This window comes from Photorhabdus temperata (genome assembly GCF_025384845.1).
In the GTDB taxonomy this organism is placed as follows: domain Bacteria; phylum Pseudomonadota; class Gammaproteobacteria; order Enterobacterales; family Enterobacteriaceae; genus Photorhabdus; species Photorhabdus temperata.
Map to the genome: position 1 here is coordinate 1 of NZ_JAJAFX010000055.1, position 14516 is coordinate 14516.

The 14516-nt window shown below is 41.5% G+C and carries 15 protein-coding genes; 11 read left to right on the plus strand and 4 right to left on the minus strand.

The window, feature by feature from the left end:
* Positions 1-87: 87 nt before the first annotated feature.
* From casA to LGZ99_RS18455, 9 genes are all read left to right on the plus strand, one after another.
* Positions 88-1689, plus strand: a complete 1602-nt coding sequence (gene casA / locus LGZ99_RS18410; protein WP_262979416.1) for a type I-E CRISPR-associated protein Cse1/CasA — start codon at positions 88-90, stop codon at positions 1687-1689.
* Positions 1689-2270, plus strand: coding sequence for a type I-E CRISPR-associated protein Cse2/CasB (gene casB, locus LGZ99_RS18415; RefSeq protein ID WP_021325995.1), 582 nt, complete (start codon positions 1689-1691; stop codon positions 2268-2270). Before casA ends, casB begins: the two co-directional genes overlap by 1 nt.
* A 19-nt stretch (positions 2271-2289) precedes the next feature.
* On the plus strand, positions 2290-3324 hold the full coding sequence (gene cas7e, locus LGZ99_RS18420) for a type I-E CRISPR-associated protein Cas7/Cse4/CasC (RefSeq protein WP_036841160.1): 1035 nt from the start codon (positions 2290-2292) through the stop codon (positions 3322-3324).
* Positions 3325-3334: 10 nt separating this feature from the next.
* Positions 3335-4081 carry a type I-E CRISPR-associated protein Cas5/CasD gene (gene cas5e / locus LGZ99_RS18425; RefSeq protein ID WP_023045145.1) on the plus strand — a complete coding sequence of 249 codons (747 nt, stop codon included), beginning with the start codon at positions 3335-3337 and terminating at the stop codon, positions 4079-4081.
* Complete coding sequence (gene cas6e, locus LGZ99_RS18430) at positions 4068-4742, plus strand: type I-E CRISPR-associated protein Cas6/Cse3/CasE (RefSeq protein WP_021325993.1); 675 nt, start codon at positions 4068-4070, stop codon at positions 4740-4742. Before cas5e ends, cas6e begins: the two co-directional genes overlap by 14 nt.
* Positions 4743-6237: 1495 nt before the next feature.
* Positions 6238-7407, plus strand: a complete 1170-nt coding sequence (locus LGZ99_RS18435; RefSeq protein WP_262979417.1) for an RNA-guided endonuclease InsQ/TnpB family protein — start codon at positions 6238-6240, stop codon at positions 7405-7407.
* Positions 7408-7410: 3 nt separating this feature from the next.
* Positions 7411-7707 (plus strand): type II toxin-antitoxin system RelE/ParE family toxin, encoded by a 297-nt coding sequence (locus LGZ99_RS18440; protein ID WP_023045955.1) that lies wholly within the window; start codon positions 7411-7413, stop codon positions 7705-7707.
* Positions 7704-7991, plus strand: a complete 288-nt coding sequence (locus LGZ99_RS18445; RefSeq protein ID WP_262979418.1) for a helix-turn-helix domain-containing protein — start codon at positions 7704-7706, stop codon at positions 7989-7991. Before LGZ99_RS18440 ends, LGZ99_RS18445 begins: the two co-directional genes overlap by 4 nt.
* 828 nt (positions 7992-8819) lie before the next feature.
* Positions 8820-9428, plus strand: coding sequence for a CDP-alcohol phosphatidyltransferase family protein (locus tag LGZ99_RS18455; RefSeq protein ID WP_023045956.1), 609 nt, complete (start codon positions 8820-8822; stop codon positions 9426-9428).
* Between the two features lie 218 nt (positions 9429-9646).
* Here LGZ99_RS18455 and LGZ99_RS18460 read toward each other — a convergent pair whose 3' ends face one another.
* The 4 genes from LGZ99_RS18460 to LGZ99_RS18475 all read right to left on the minus strand — a co-directional run bounded on the left by LGZ99_RS18460 (position 9647) and on the right by LGZ99_RS18475 (position 12658).
* On the minus strand, positions 9647-10264 hold the full coding sequence (locus LGZ99_RS18460; RefSeq protein WP_021323237.1) for a plasmid pRiA4b ORF-3 family protein: 618 nt from the start codon (positions 10262-10264) through the stop codon (positions 9647-9649).
* A gap of 26 nt (positions 10265-10290) precedes the next feature.
* Positions 10291-11538, minus strand: a complete 1248-nt coding sequence (locus LGZ99_RS18465) for a type II toxin-antitoxin system HipA family toxin (protein ID WP_021323236.1) — start codon at positions 11536-11538, stop codon at positions 10291-10293.
* Positions 11531-11866: a helix-turn-helix domain-containing protein gene (locus LGZ99_RS18470; RefSeq protein ID WP_021323235.1), complete on the minus strand. Its 336-nt coding sequence runs from the start codon at positions 11864-11866 to the stop codon at positions 11531-11533. Before LGZ99_RS18470 ends, LGZ99_RS18465 begins: the two co-directional genes overlap by 8 nt.
* Positions 11867-12085: 219 nt before the next feature.
* Entirely contained in the window at positions 12086-12658 is a 573-nt protein-coding gene (locus tag LGZ99_RS18475; RefSeq protein WP_262979419.1) for a tyrosine-type DNA invertase, read from the minus strand.
* Between the two features lie 684 nt (positions 12659-13342).
* On the opposite strand from LGZ99_RS18475, the gene LGZ99_RS18480 reads away from it, so the two are divergent.
* Positions 13343-13882, plus strand: coding sequence for a fimbrial protein (locus LGZ99_RS18480; protein WP_036841269.1), 540 nt, complete (start codon positions 13343-13345; stop codon positions 13880-13882).
* Between the two features lie 82 nt (positions 13883-13964).
* Positions 13965-14516, plus strand: a complete 552-nt coding sequence (locus LGZ99_RS18485) for a fimbrial protein (protein ID WP_036841271.1) — start codon at positions 13965-13967, stop codon at positions 14514-14516.

The window sequence follows — 14516 nt, forward strand, 5'->3', positions numbered from 1 at the left end:
CTTGCAACCTTGGTTGCCAGAACAGGACCCAAACTTTACTTATTCTTCAACAATGGGCTTTTGTGAAAAATGAAAGCAGGAGGTGTTATGAACTTAGTTCAGGACCCGTGGTTACCTTTCCGATTACGTGATGGTAGTGAAAAAGTACTGTCCATTAATGCAATATGTGACCATGATGTTATGGACTTTGCTTTACCGAGAGCTGATTTTCAGGGAGCGGCTTGTCAATTCGCTATTGGCTTATTGCAAACTGTTTTTGCGCCGGAAGATCAATATCAATGGCATTCCCTGTATAAAACATCGCCTGATAAGAAAACATTACAACAGGCTTTTGCTAAAGCTGAACATGCTTTCAATATTACCGGTACAGGGCCCCTTTTTATGCAGGATTTTGATCCTCTGCAAAAGGTAAAATCAACCACTGTCGCTGGACTGTTAATTGAAGCACCAGGAGCCAATGGTTTAAGGCTGAATACTGATCATTTCATTAAACGTGGCATTGGTGATGTGATGTCTCTTGAAATGGCCGCTTTGGCGCTTTTTACCTTACAAATTAACGCGCCATCAGGTGGTGTGGGACATCGGGTCGGGTTGCGGGGGGGAGGGCCGTTAACCACGTTAGTGCTGCTGGGCCAGGCGGATGCGACACTATGGCAAAAACTGTGGTTAAACGTCATTAACCGAAATGAATGGCGTTATTCAGAACCTGATTTAACCAGTGCCCAGGTTTTTCCCTGGTTAGCGCCAACAAAAGCAAGTGTTAAGGAAGGGACGGAAATTTATTTTTCAGATGTTCATCCCTTGCATATGTATTGGGCGATGCCGAGACGTATACGTCTTGTAGTGGAAGAGAAGGAACAGGTTTGTAAAATTTCAGGCAAGTATTCTGAATTGACTGTTTCTGAATATCGCACACAGAATTATGGTGGCAATTATTCCGGTAATTGGTTTCACCCATTAACACCCTATAAATGGGACTCGAAAGCAACGGAACATTTATCTGTTAAAGGCCAGCCGGGAGGCGTGACCTACAAAATTTGGGATACTTTGGTATTTAGCAGTCATGAAAAAGGGCAAATCTGTGCGCCGGTAGTGAGCCATTTTTATTCTTTATATCGTGATTTTGCTGAACTTCAAAGTGCCATGCCTTATTTGTGGGTGTTTGGCTACGATATGGATAATATGAAAGCACGTTGCTGGTATTCCGTTATCATGCCGCTGTTTTTTGTCTTACCTGAACAGCAGAAAGATATTCTGTGTCAAGTTAAAGATCTACAAAAGCTGGCAACGACTATAATTTGGTTATGCCGAAACCAAATAAAAGCTGCCTGGTTTGAAAAGCCCGCAGAGGTGAAAGGAGACACTTCTTTTATTGACCTTGCTTTTTGGCAACAAAGTGAATCGTTATTTTTTTCAGTGGTTCATCAAATTATCGACAATGCACGTTCGAATGATCCTTTTCTTACCCCGGAACAGGCCAAACATTGGCTCAATACCTTGCGTCATCTCTGTCTGGATTTATTTGATGAACATGCCGCTTTATCTGAACTTGGTAATGAACGCTCAATGGCGAAACGTATAAGAGCGCGTCAGCACTTAATCATGGGGTTATATGGGCAAAAAGCTTTAAGAGAGATCAAAACATTTATTACCAATAATCATATTAATTCTGGCAAAGAGGAGGTGTAATGGACAGTAAAACTGAAATTATATTATTGCGTTGGTGGCAAAGTATGTCTCTGTCACCAAAACAGTTAAAAGAGAAAGATATTATTCCGTCTCCTTCTACTTATAAAGCCCAGTTAAAGCGCTGTGAAAATGTTGAGATGGCGATGTTAACTGAAGGTTTTCGGGCTTTATGGCTCAGTTTACCTGACGAAATTAGCTTATCCGATAATCCGATAAAAATAGAATATTGGGCCACGATGGCAGCGGTATTAGTTTATGTCAGAAACAATAATGGTATTAAATTAGCAGTAGCGGCGGGTAAGAAAGGAGGAGGAAATAAGCCGATTGTCAGTGAATTGCGCTTTTCACAATTACAAAATGCGAAAACACCGAACGAGTTATTACGTCGATTACGTCGGATCCTACAGCAAGTAAAAGGCAATATTTCTGTTTTGGCTTTAGCTCAGGATATTGAGGAATGGTTTGCTGAATATGGACAATTACGACCCTGTAAAGCAGATAAGCGTATCAATGTAAAGTGGGTGATGGATTATTACTGTGCCGCCAGTAATAAATGGGTTGATTTATCAGATTCTTATTAATGAATTTAGGAGAATGACTATGAGTCAGTTTATTCAATTACACCTATTAACCTCCTATGCACCATCCAATCTTAATCGTGATGATTTAGGCCGACCTAAAACAGCGAAAATGGGTGGTTTTGAACGTTTACGTGTGAGTTCTCAAAGTTTGAAACGCCACTGGCGTACTTCTGAATTATTTGAGCAAGCGTTATCAGAGAATATTGGTATTCGCACAAAGCGCTTTGGTATCAAGGTATTTGAAGCTTTGATCAGTGCCGGCGTGAAAGAGAAATCAGCTAAAGCATTGGCTGCAAATATTGCCGGTGTTTTTGGCAAAACTAAAAAAGATGCTTTAGAGACTGAACAATTGGCACATATCAGCCCGGCAGAGCAGCGGTCTGTCATGTCGCTGGTCGCTGTGCTGGCAGAAGAAGGCCGGGCGCCAACATCGGAAGAGCTTAATTTGTTAAAAGCTGAACAAACCGCTGTGGATATTGCGTTGTTTGGTCGAATGTTAGCTTCAAGCCCTGCATTTAACGTCGAAGCCGCTTGCCAGGTTGCTCATGCGATTAGTGTGCACAGTGTTGTCGTTGAAGATGATTATTTTACGGCAGTAGATGATTTAAATGATGGTAAAGAAGACACGGGTTCGGCCCATATTGGGGAATCGGGTTTTGCGGCAGCGTTGTTCTACAGTTATATCTGCATTAATAAAACGCAATTAATAGAGAATTTGGATGGTAATAAAGCGCTTGCTAATAAAGCGATTAAAGCATTGACAGAAGCGGCGGTGAAAATCTCACCGACGGGTAAACAAAGTAGTTTTGCTTCCCGTGCTTATGCCAGTTTTGCCCTCGCTGAAAAAGGCGAACAACAACCACGTTCTTTATCTGTCGCATTTTTAAAACCGATTCATGACAGTGACCAGGGCCCATCGGCAATTCGAGCATTAGAAAGCCAAATGCACAATATTGATCAGGTTTACGGTGCGTGTGCCGATGCCCGCTATAAATTCAATACATTCACAGGGGAAGGAAGTTTGACCGAGCTGCTTGAATTTATTGCGCAGTGATGGGGGCAGAATGAAAGCATATTTAGTCTTTCGATTATATGGTCCGATGGCAAGTTGGGGCCAACCTGCGGTTGGCGGGGAAAGGCCAACGGGATCATATCCTGGCCGATCTGCTATTTTGGGGTTATTAGGGGCCGCGTTAGGCATTCGACGAGATAATGAGTCTGAATTAGCAAAATTACAAAAAAGTGTGTTGATTGCAATTAAGCAAATTGTTCCCAGTTCTTTAATGCGTGATTACCATACGACTCAGGTACCAACGCACGAGAATAATGTGATTCACCAGAGCCGTAAAAGTGAATTAAGTTCAGATAAACTGAATACCATATTATCTAATCGTGACTATCGCTGTGATGGTATTTGGATCGTTGCCATTGCATTAACTCGGCGAGCTGCTTTTACGCTAGAACAATTACGGGATGCTTTACTTAAACCGGTATTTATCTTGCATCTTGGACGTAAATCTTGTCCACCTGCTTTACCTCTCTGCCCTAAATTAACAGGGAGATCGACATTAAAATCGGCGTTGGATACCTCTTTTCCACCACTGATTCATTCTGATAAGGAAGATAAGTTATGGCTGGGAGCAAATGGTCTTGTTACTTATTTTTGGGAAGGAAAAAAAGATGAAATTATCGCTTCAAATATTTTAATAAGCCATCCTTGGGATGAGCCGATCAACCGAGGACGTTGGCAATTCAGGCAACGTACTATGTATCAACTTTCTGTCGAGGAGGGTGTTAATGTATTTGTCTAAAATTACACTTCGGCAATCAGGCCAGACTGCAAACATATTGGCGAAGCTTGGCGCGAATGGAGTTTATACCTCTCATCAATTGCTATGGAAATTGTTTACGGAAGACGTACAGCGTCAATTTCTATTCCGGCAAGAAATCGGAATAATGGGATTACCTGTATTCTATGCTTTATCTAAAACATCACCCCAAATGCAGTCACCGTTATTTGATGTTGAAACAAAATCATTTTACCCTTTATTGCGCGAGGGACAGCGTTTAGCTTTCAAATTACGTGTTAATCCAACAATCTGTGTTACCGATCCTTCTGGAAAACGCCGGCGTCATGATGTCTTAATGCATGCCAAGTTTCAGGCAAGACGGCAAGGTGAAACTGAACAGGGAAAAATAAAGACCCTGATGGAAGATGCTGCCCGCAATTGGCTCCTGGATAATCGTCGTATGCAGCAATGGGGTATTCAGTTTGATGATTTACTGAATATTGAAGGTTATACTCAGCATCGAAGCGTAAAAAGGAAGGGACAAAAAATCCAATTCTCCAGTGTCGATTTCCAGGGACTTCTGACGATTACCAATGGTGATTTATTCTTGGCACAATATACAAAAGGTTTTGGTCGATCTAAAGCCATGGGGTGCGGATTGATGTTAATCAGAACAGTATAATGGCATTGACTTCATTTAAATTTATTTCTGTTGGGGATCGTAATATAATCGCCTTCAGGGTATTGATTGTTGAAGATGGCTTATTTGTGTTATTAGGCATTCGCGTTATGTTTTGAAAGCAGAGTAAAAGGCGAGATTACTAACTAATGTATTCGTGCAGCAGTATCCTATTGCGTTGGGTGCAGTCACTACTCTAAAAAGTATTGATAAAATAATTACTGTGTTCCTCACATCTGTGGGGATAAACCCGAATTTTGGTATGCATTTGAACCAGGAACAATATGTTTCCTTTGCTTCATGGGATAAAACGCTATAATTAACCAATAAGAGACCGTGTTGGTGAATGTTCCTTGTGCCTACGGGGATGAACCAAACTCGATAAATCTTATCAATGAGCGAATTTACATGTTCCCTGTACTTGCGGGGATAAACCGCGTCATGAGTGATGCTTTAGTAAATTTACTAAATGTTCCCTGTAATTACGGGGATGAACCTAGCAGTGCTCCTAATAGCATAAAGCCAGGAATGAGTTCCCTGTACCATCGGGGATAACCCGTATGAGAATGGCACTGATGATTAGTTTTACCTGTGTTCCCTGTCTCTGCGGGGATAAATCCGAAGTAACACAGGGACATAATTAGCGGTAATCGGTGTTTCTTCTGTCTGCGGGAGAATGTTATGTTAAAAGCAGTTAAGTTAAAGTATTCCCCGTGTACGGGGATGAACCGAACTGATACTGTTGTATATCTGGTTTGAAAAAATGTTCCCTGTATTTACTGGGATAAACCGAACAGTTAGCGATTGAGTTAGCGGAAACATACGTGTTCCCTGTTTATATGGGGATAAACCGCTAAATACAGAATTATCTTCGTCTGTTATAACTGTGTTCCCCGTAACTTGAGGGGATGGACCGTCATCGGGGAGGAAAATTCCCGCAATAGTACCAGAATTCCTCGTGTCTACGGGGATTAACCTGATTCAGGTTTTGTGGTGGTAGCAGAGTAAAAAGGTTCCCCGTGCTTACGGGGATAAACCGATAATAGAAAAGAGTTAGATAATGAATATGAAGTATTCCCTGTGCTTACGGGGATAGAGTGGTGGTATGTTGCTCATTGAGCATCTGCAAATAATCATTGCCGGTAATAACTGACTGAGAATACGCGTATCCATACTGCGCAAGAGTACCTGCTTCTCCTGAAATATTACCTGCTGACGTGAACGCCAGTGATTAAGCTGTGTTGCCCATAAATCCTCACTGCGGTAAGCCAGCCCCAACTGTTATCGCTCAGGGTTAGCTATCAAGCATGCTTAATAGCTATACAAGATATTGTATAATTAGCAAAAACCGCCGTAAACCCTTGCCCAGTGCGGGCGGGGATATAAGGCGAAAAGCCCAAAGGGCTTTAAGGCGGGCTACTGCGACGTCTCCTGACTGAATGGATATCTGCCGGTAAAACAGGCTAAAATGAATGCACTTTATCAATGAGCGCTGAATATGTTAAGAGCGACCAAAGTCCGCCTCTACCCCACACCCGAACAGGCCGAGTATCTTAATGGTCAGTTCGGTGCGGTCCGTTTTGCGTACAACAAGGCGCTGCACATTAAAAAGCAGGCTTACAAACGTCACGGCGTGAGTTTAAATCCGCGCAAAGACCTCAAACCGCTCCTGGCGGTCGCGAAGAAATCCCGCAAGTACGCCTGGCTCAAGGCATATGACGCTATCGCGTTACAGCAGGCGGTGATCAATCTGCATACTGCGTTTGATAATTTCTTCAATCCGAAGTTGCGCGCCCAATTTCCCACGTTCAAACGCAAACAGGGCAAGCAATCGAGCTATCACTGTGTTGGGGTGAAAGTGCTGGAGGGTGCGGTGAAGCTCCCGAAATTGTCACCGATAAAGGCGCGCATACACCGAGAAATTGAAGGGGAAGTGAAGAGCATTACGCTGTCCCGAACCGCCACGGGAAAGTATTTCGCCGCTATCCTGTGTGACGATGGAAAAGAGGCGCGGGAAAAGCCGGGCGTTATCACCCGCGTGACCGGTTGCGATATGGGGTTGTCCCACTATCTTATCGAGTCGAACGGGGAGAAGGTCAATAACCCGCGTCACCTAATCAACGCCACCCGTAACCTGCGTCGAAAGCAGAAATCGCTGTCCCGCAAACAAAAGGGCAGTGCTAACCGCGGGAAGGCCCGATTACGTCTGGCGGCAGTCCATGAGCGGGTAGCCCATGCCCGCGCCGATTTTCAACACAAACTTTCTCGGACAATGGTTGACGAAAACCAAGCACTCATTGTTGAGACACTAAAATCGGCCAACATGATGAAGGATCACCGCCTTGCCCGCGCTATCGGGGATGCGGGTTGGCATGGTTTCATCAAGAAACTGGAATACAAAGCCGCAGCAGCGGGCGTCCATCTGGTCAAACTGGATCAGTGGTTCGCGAGTTCGAAAACCTGTCATTGCTGCGGTCACAAAATGCCGGAAATGCCGCTGGATAAGCGGCTCTGGCAATGCCCTTTCTGTCGAGTCGAACATGATCGCGATATCAATGCGGCGCTCAACATCCAGCGCAAGGGCATAACAGCATTACAGGCGGCGGGACTCGTCGTTTCTGCCCACGGAGGCCAGTGTAAATCCGTCATAAAGACGGTTGCGGCCTGAGAAGTGGGAAGCCTCGCCGTTTTTTACGGCGGGGAGCAGTCACCGGGATACCAATTGGACAGGGTACAACAGGGGAAAGATCCGGATGACTGGAAGCCGATGTCTACTGTTGGAGCTGGTGTAAAAGAGATAAGGGTTAAAGATGCTGATGGCATCTACCGTGTTATGTACGTGGCTAAATTTGAAGAAGCTGTCTATGTACTCCATTGCTTCCAGAAAAAAACAGAGCAGACGAGTCTTAAAGACATCGCACTGGCTAAGAAACGATTCAAAGAATTATTACAGGAGCGGTTAATATGATTACTACATTCGATAACGTATGGGATGCGATTGAAGACACTCCACAGCAAGCGGAAAACATGAAAGTACGCTCTAAGCTGATTGATGTGCTTAAATCCTACATTGAAAAAACACAACTTACTCAAAAGCAGGCCGCCGAAAATTTCGGTGTTACACAGCCCCGTATTTCTGACTTGATGCGAGGTAAAATCTCTGTTTTCAGTATTGATATGTTGATTAACATGATGGCAAGTGCTGGTCTTCATATTTCTAATATTGAAATTGCGGAAGAGATCGCCGTTTAACCTTAACTGAGCCGTTTTCACTGCCCTGCCGGAATACAGTAGGTGTAACGACTTGTATTTATTCCCGGTTTTGAACTCAAATTAGCTGCAACTGACGGCGGGGCAAATCCAAGTTAATTGCAAGTGGCACTGGTTATGATGTTTTTGGTAAGTATTGCAAGGTGGGAAGTTGTATAAATTCACTTTTCGATGAGCGAAAAATCAATGCAAGTGAAGATAACCTCAAGAAGGTCACCATTCTCAGCCCCCCTATTATATCGATTGTTATAGTGTCGGGGGATTTGAAATAGACTAATGCATCAGGCGAATCTATTAAATAATATCAAAGCACTATTTCCAGTAAAAGCCGCATTAAAGGCAACTACGTATTCTTTAGCGCATCACTGAATGTCGATTTTACCACAGACAGTCTGACGGCTTTTGAAAATGCGTTTTCTCACATTCAATATACCTATGATTCTAGATCGATATCGGTCCGTTTACTGACCAGAATTAAAGATAGAGTAAACAGTTCGGACAATTCCTCCTGTAAGGAGAATTCAGCTACCGTAAAAGTTTTCTCCGGTAAGTCGGTAAGACAGAGAAAGTGTCATCCATTGTTCATATGGACTCCTTTATCATAAATCTGATGAAATATGAAAATGATAATAATAACCTATTCGGCAAAAAACAATCTACGATATATAAAAGCCTTTTGTTGATTTAATAGCGCCTCTTTCATTGTATTTTGATGAATCTGATTTATCTTTAATGATGATAGTAAAAACAATGAAAGTTATCGGCAACTTATACATTATTATTTAAGAAACTATTAACAATAGGTGAATTATGACGTTATATGATATAAAACCGAAGTTTCAAAACTTACTCAGACCTTGGGTGATACGCCTTTATCAACGTGGTATTACTGCCAATCAGGTGACGCTGTGTGCAATGATAACCTCGGTGATTTTAGGCGGAATTCTGGCGTTTTTTCCTTATCCACATCTTTTTCTTCTCTTACCTCTTTTTCTATTTTTTCGTATGGCACTTAATGCTATTGATGGCATGTTGGCAAGAGAATTTAATCAGCAATCCCGATTGGGGGCCGTATTAAATGAAATAGGCGATATCGTGTCTGATTTTGCGTTATATTTACCTTTTGCTCTTTTAGCGAATACATCACTTTGGTTAGTTATTTTCACTGTGATATTTGCCATATCTACTGAGTTTTGTGGCGTTGTTGCACAGACCCTGACAGGAGTACGAAGTTATAAAGGGCCTTTAGGGAAAAGTGATCGGGCTTTCTTGTTGGGTGTTTATGGGATGTGTATCGCACTTTGGCCACAATCGTTGGTTTATTCCAATCATATTTTCATTACAGCAATATTATTGCTGTTCTGGACATGCATTAATCGTTGCCGGGATGCAATTGCGCGGCCTAAACAAGAGGAATGACGATATATTTCTTCAGGTCGCTATGGAAGGCGTGATGTTGTGTAAAGTGCCGGTGCAGTTTGACTGGGGGTAATCTGAAAACACCACTGAAACTGCACTCGATACTGAATTATGTATCACCCATTCCTTGAGAAAAATAAGCTCAAATTAAGCACCAATGTCCGTAGTAGTGATTCATCTGAAACTTTTCTCTGTAATGATAGATTTACCTCCTATGATTAGGCTTCGTGGTTCCATAAGGGATGGTTACGGTCTCGTGACCAGCGATAATAGAGCGCTAAAAAGGCATTAATATTGTTCGGATAGAATTGCTCTGGGTCGAAATGTTCATTTTCAGACAAACCAAGCGATTCATTTATCCATTGCAGCGTTTCTTCATATTCTTCATGGTCAGGATCATTAAGTATTTCTATTAAGTTTTCATAACCATAAATACCTCCGGTATCTTCAGGGGGACATGCGCGGGCACCACCCAGACAGTAAAAAGGCAGCGGAAGATCACTTTCAGGATAATGATTGTTTTCTAAAATAATTTCGTGTTCCCAGCTATCGCCAAAATCATAGATATAGCTAAAAGATCTCCCTTTTTGTTTAATCAGGTCAATCAGGCGATATGCACATTCTTCCTTTCCATTCGATGGGTCTTCTGGCATTTCTGTTAGTCGCAGTTTGCCAATATGAAATTCATGCAGATGGCTATCTTGCCATCCCATCACAATTTGTATGACATCATGCAGCCTATCGAGCGAGATAGAGGCAGGAACAACAAATTGCCGCCAAATAGCAGGTTGTGAGTCTGTGAGAGTAATTTTTAACTGATAGAATTTTTCGTTCATTACTGATTCTCCTAATAGTTATGGGATTATTCTTTCAACGTGTTCCATCTGTTGTCAATATTTCGTTGAATTTCTTTGGCTAAAATTGCTGGAATACCAACATGTTCTGCTTCTATATGAAAATCTTTGGCTATGTCATAAATTTCAGCAGCTATATTCATCATCGCTTTTGCACCTGGTAATCCGGCCTGACCTGCCATTAATTCCATTGTCTGTTTTGTTATTTTCGAGCCATGACCATTGAAAGCTGTCATATGTTCATTATAGCGTGATGGACTATACATAATGTCGTAGAAAGGAGAGATACGCCAGTTATCATTGTCATCGGCCAGGAAAGCGAAGTTCTTTGCATGATCATCTTGGTTTATCATCAGATAGTTAAATATGGCTCTGTAGAGAAGTTTCTTGGCTTCATTAGTGCTACATAACATTCGGGTCGCTTTGATCAATTCGATATAATCCAGCGAAGGTTCCCTGAAAGGAGCATCCAGTAACCCACAAGCAGAAATCATATGAAAATGCCCTTGTTCACCTACACAGTCAAAACGGGATTGCTGTAACCAATATTGTCCATTCCCGGCATCAAATAACTCAAAATCGGAAACTTCAATATTTACGCGTTCTGCTATTTTCATATAGGTATATTCAATAAGGCTTTCATGATGCCCTAGCGCAAATTTTTCTGAGGTCAATTTGATAATCAGTTTTTCGCCAATAGCATCTTGTTTTGTGGTAAAAGTCCCATTTGCCAGTTTGGTTACATTAAGTTTTGGTCTTGCACCACCTGAACTCCCTGCGTTCATTAGGTGTGCTATTAGGTGAGATTCCGTTCCTTCAAATTCTTTAATGGCTTCTTTACCTAATGTAATGAGTTCTATATCTTGATATTTGTCTCTGTTTTCAATTTGTATTTCAGGCTCATAGGATAAAGCGCCAAGGCCACGATTTCCGATAAACGCCAGTCTTTCCAATGCTGTGATATTTTGGGGAACATAACCATTTTGGCGGAAAACTCGATCCATCAAATATAATCCCCATCCATCGGGCAAGCTATCACCAAAAACGCCATGTAATCCGTAGTGAGGTTGATGTGGTGCTTTTTGCAATGAATCATCGAACTCGAGATTAAATGGAGCAATAGAGCTTTTATGTGCTGATAAATAATTATCATCGTATTGAAAGTAAACTCCGCTGCTGTTTTCAGCTAATTTACCGACGTTCTCAACGTTTCCATTACTGAATCTGCGCTTTACCAGTAAAGGGATATTAAGCATGTTTTAATACCTCTTCGATACTTTGGGGATGGTGTTTTATTTTGGTTATCTGATGAATATCATTGAGATTGCACAGTGCATCATAAAGCATTAAGAATTGTCTTAGAGAAATATTACCTGTTGCTTCAAATTTTCGAATCGTACTGTTGGGTACACCGGAATGTTGCGCTAGTGCCTCAACGGATAACTTACGGTTTTTGCGAACTTTCTTCAGATATGTCTTAAACGCAATCTGAGTGTCGTATGGGGTATTTAGTGATAGCATTTCAGCACCTATTGAATTGTAAATATTGCTACTATGATAGCAAAAATAGGGTGTTTTTGCCATTTTTTGCTATCATAATGACAATCTTGTTATGGTGAACGTCAGGGCTTTTAGATCTTATGGATTAAGGACATTATTTATCTTTGATTTTGATCCTTTTTTTCGGTTAATTACAAGAAATAATAAGCCGCATCGTATGATATTAATAATTATTTTAGCGAATGAAAAAACCTCATCAGTATATACATGGATGAGGTTTTTTTATAAAAAGAGATATTGAGATTAGTCGAGACCTTTTGAAGGTGTTTCCCATATTTTGGAGAACCGTTTTACATTGCTTGCTGTATAAATAACGGTATGGGATATATTTCGGTGGCCGAGATAATCCTGAATAAGGCGTGTATCTCTTCCGAGATCAGCGAGAGCATAACCGCAGGCATGTCTTAACATATGTGGGTGAGGTGAAATATTAACTAATGCTTGTCTGCCATAACGCTTTAATAAACCATAAACTTGCTGGCGTGAAATAGCGCCTGATTTTTGTGATAAAAAGACCCACGATGTATCTGATTCCCGCCACTGCCGCCTGACATTAAACCATTGATTTAAAGCATCAATTTCTTCTGGCACCAGTGGGTGCGTTGTTGATAATCCTCCTTTTAGTCGTCTTACATGAATAATTCCTGAGTTAAGATCAAGGTCTGATAGCATTAGATTACATAGCTCACTGACTCGAAACCCATGAATGAAGCACATGAGTATCATGCAGTAATCTCTCTCAGCATGACGACCTTGACGTGCTTTTTCTAAAATCGCATTAATTTCATGTCTGGTTAAGAATTTACGCTTCTTCATGAAAATAGTTCCTGTGAAATCAGAGCAGATAGTTATCGGCAGAAAATAATATTAATCTACCGGAATATATCAATTAATAGAGCTTTTATAAAATTATTAGCTGGCAATTCTATTTATTTGGGACAAAATCTATAAATACCATTTTCAGATAGTCACAAATAGTCATTTTTTAATAGAAAATATCAGCTTGTAAACTTTGCAATTATATATTTGGAAATTATTAGACAACAAAAAGAAACTAAACAGAATGCACCAAACTGTAAATATATTCCTACAAAACCACCTCTTAAGTCAAATTTAGTGTAATTCCAGATTGCCAATATTTAACTATTTATAATATATAGATTTTCTTGGATAGTTTTTACTATTTCTCGTAACTAATATTAATTAGATTGTAAAATCTCAGTCAATTCATCTGAATTCAATCAAATATTAATTAATTACTTAGATTATTAATTTAAAATAATACTAAATTTTAAATTTTTACTCCAAATTATCATGTCTTATTAGTATTTTTAACCAAAAAAAACAGTTTGGTGCATTTTGTTTGGTTTTAAAAATATTAATCCGAAATTTTAAAACCCTATTTTGTGCCGGATATCGGGTGCATGGATCGGGAATCCTGCGCTGCTATTTTTTTATGGTTATGGGTATTTTATCCTTAAATTCAAGGAATTAATTTACATGAAATTGAATAAATTGGTTATGGCTCTGGGATTGGGCATGGCTTTGGTCGCGAGCTCTGTAAATGCGGCTAATCCTAGCCAAGGTCACGGAACGGTAACTTTTACGGGTTCTATCATTGATGCACCTTGCTCCATCACCCCTGAAACAGTTGATCAGGTTGTACCACTGGGTTCTATCTCTAACGTTTCTTTGAAAAACGGCGGTCGTTCTTCTTCTAAGTCATTCAAAATTTCTTTAGAGAACTGCACAACTGAAACGATAAATACAGTAACAACCACGTTTATCGGCGCCAAATCCAGTATCACTGGCGGTGAGGGTCTGCTGGGTATTGAAGGATCGGCTAAAGGCGCAGGCATTGCGATCACCGATGGGGGCGGCAATAAGATTAAACTGGGTACCCCTTCTCCTGCCATAGCGCTGCATGATGGTAATAATGATCTGAACTTCGCTGCTTATCTTCAGGGTGATACCGGGCCTGATGCAGTTGTTCCGGGAGATTTCACCGGCATTGCCAATTTCCAACTGACTTATCAATAACTCTTTCATGCATGGAAACGCCTACAGGGAGACGGGTGTTTCCTAATCAAAGATTTTGAATGAGTTTGGCCGGAGAGAAGTCATGAGCCGATATTCTGCCGTTGTTGTGGTGCCCTGCCTGCTAATGTTTTCCTGCATTGCTGTCGGCGCTGAAGCGACTGCTACACGAGGAACACAAGGGCATGGTCGCGTTAGCATGCAAGGCGCCATTATTGATACAGCCTGTGCGATTGACGCAGGTAGCCGTGACCAGACGATTGAGTTAGCTACGATTCCGGTAAGCCGGATAGTACATGATGGGCAGGGGCCTGTGCGCCCGTTTTCCATCCGCTTGATTAATTGCGTACTGACCTCTGCCACATTGGGTAAGCCTGACTGGCGTCACTTTCAGATGACGTTTGACGGCGTGCCGGATGGGAACAATTTTCGATTGGATGGTGCAGCACGAGGTGTTGCGTTGCAAATTACTGACACACTCGGCAATCAGGCATACCCGGGAACGCCATTGCCTGTGGGGGATTTACAGGAAGGGCATATGACTCTTAGTTACATGATGCGATTGGTGGGTAATCACCCGTTATTGCAGGCGGGACAGTATCGAACCACTGTCCGGTTCAGGCTGGATTATCACTAA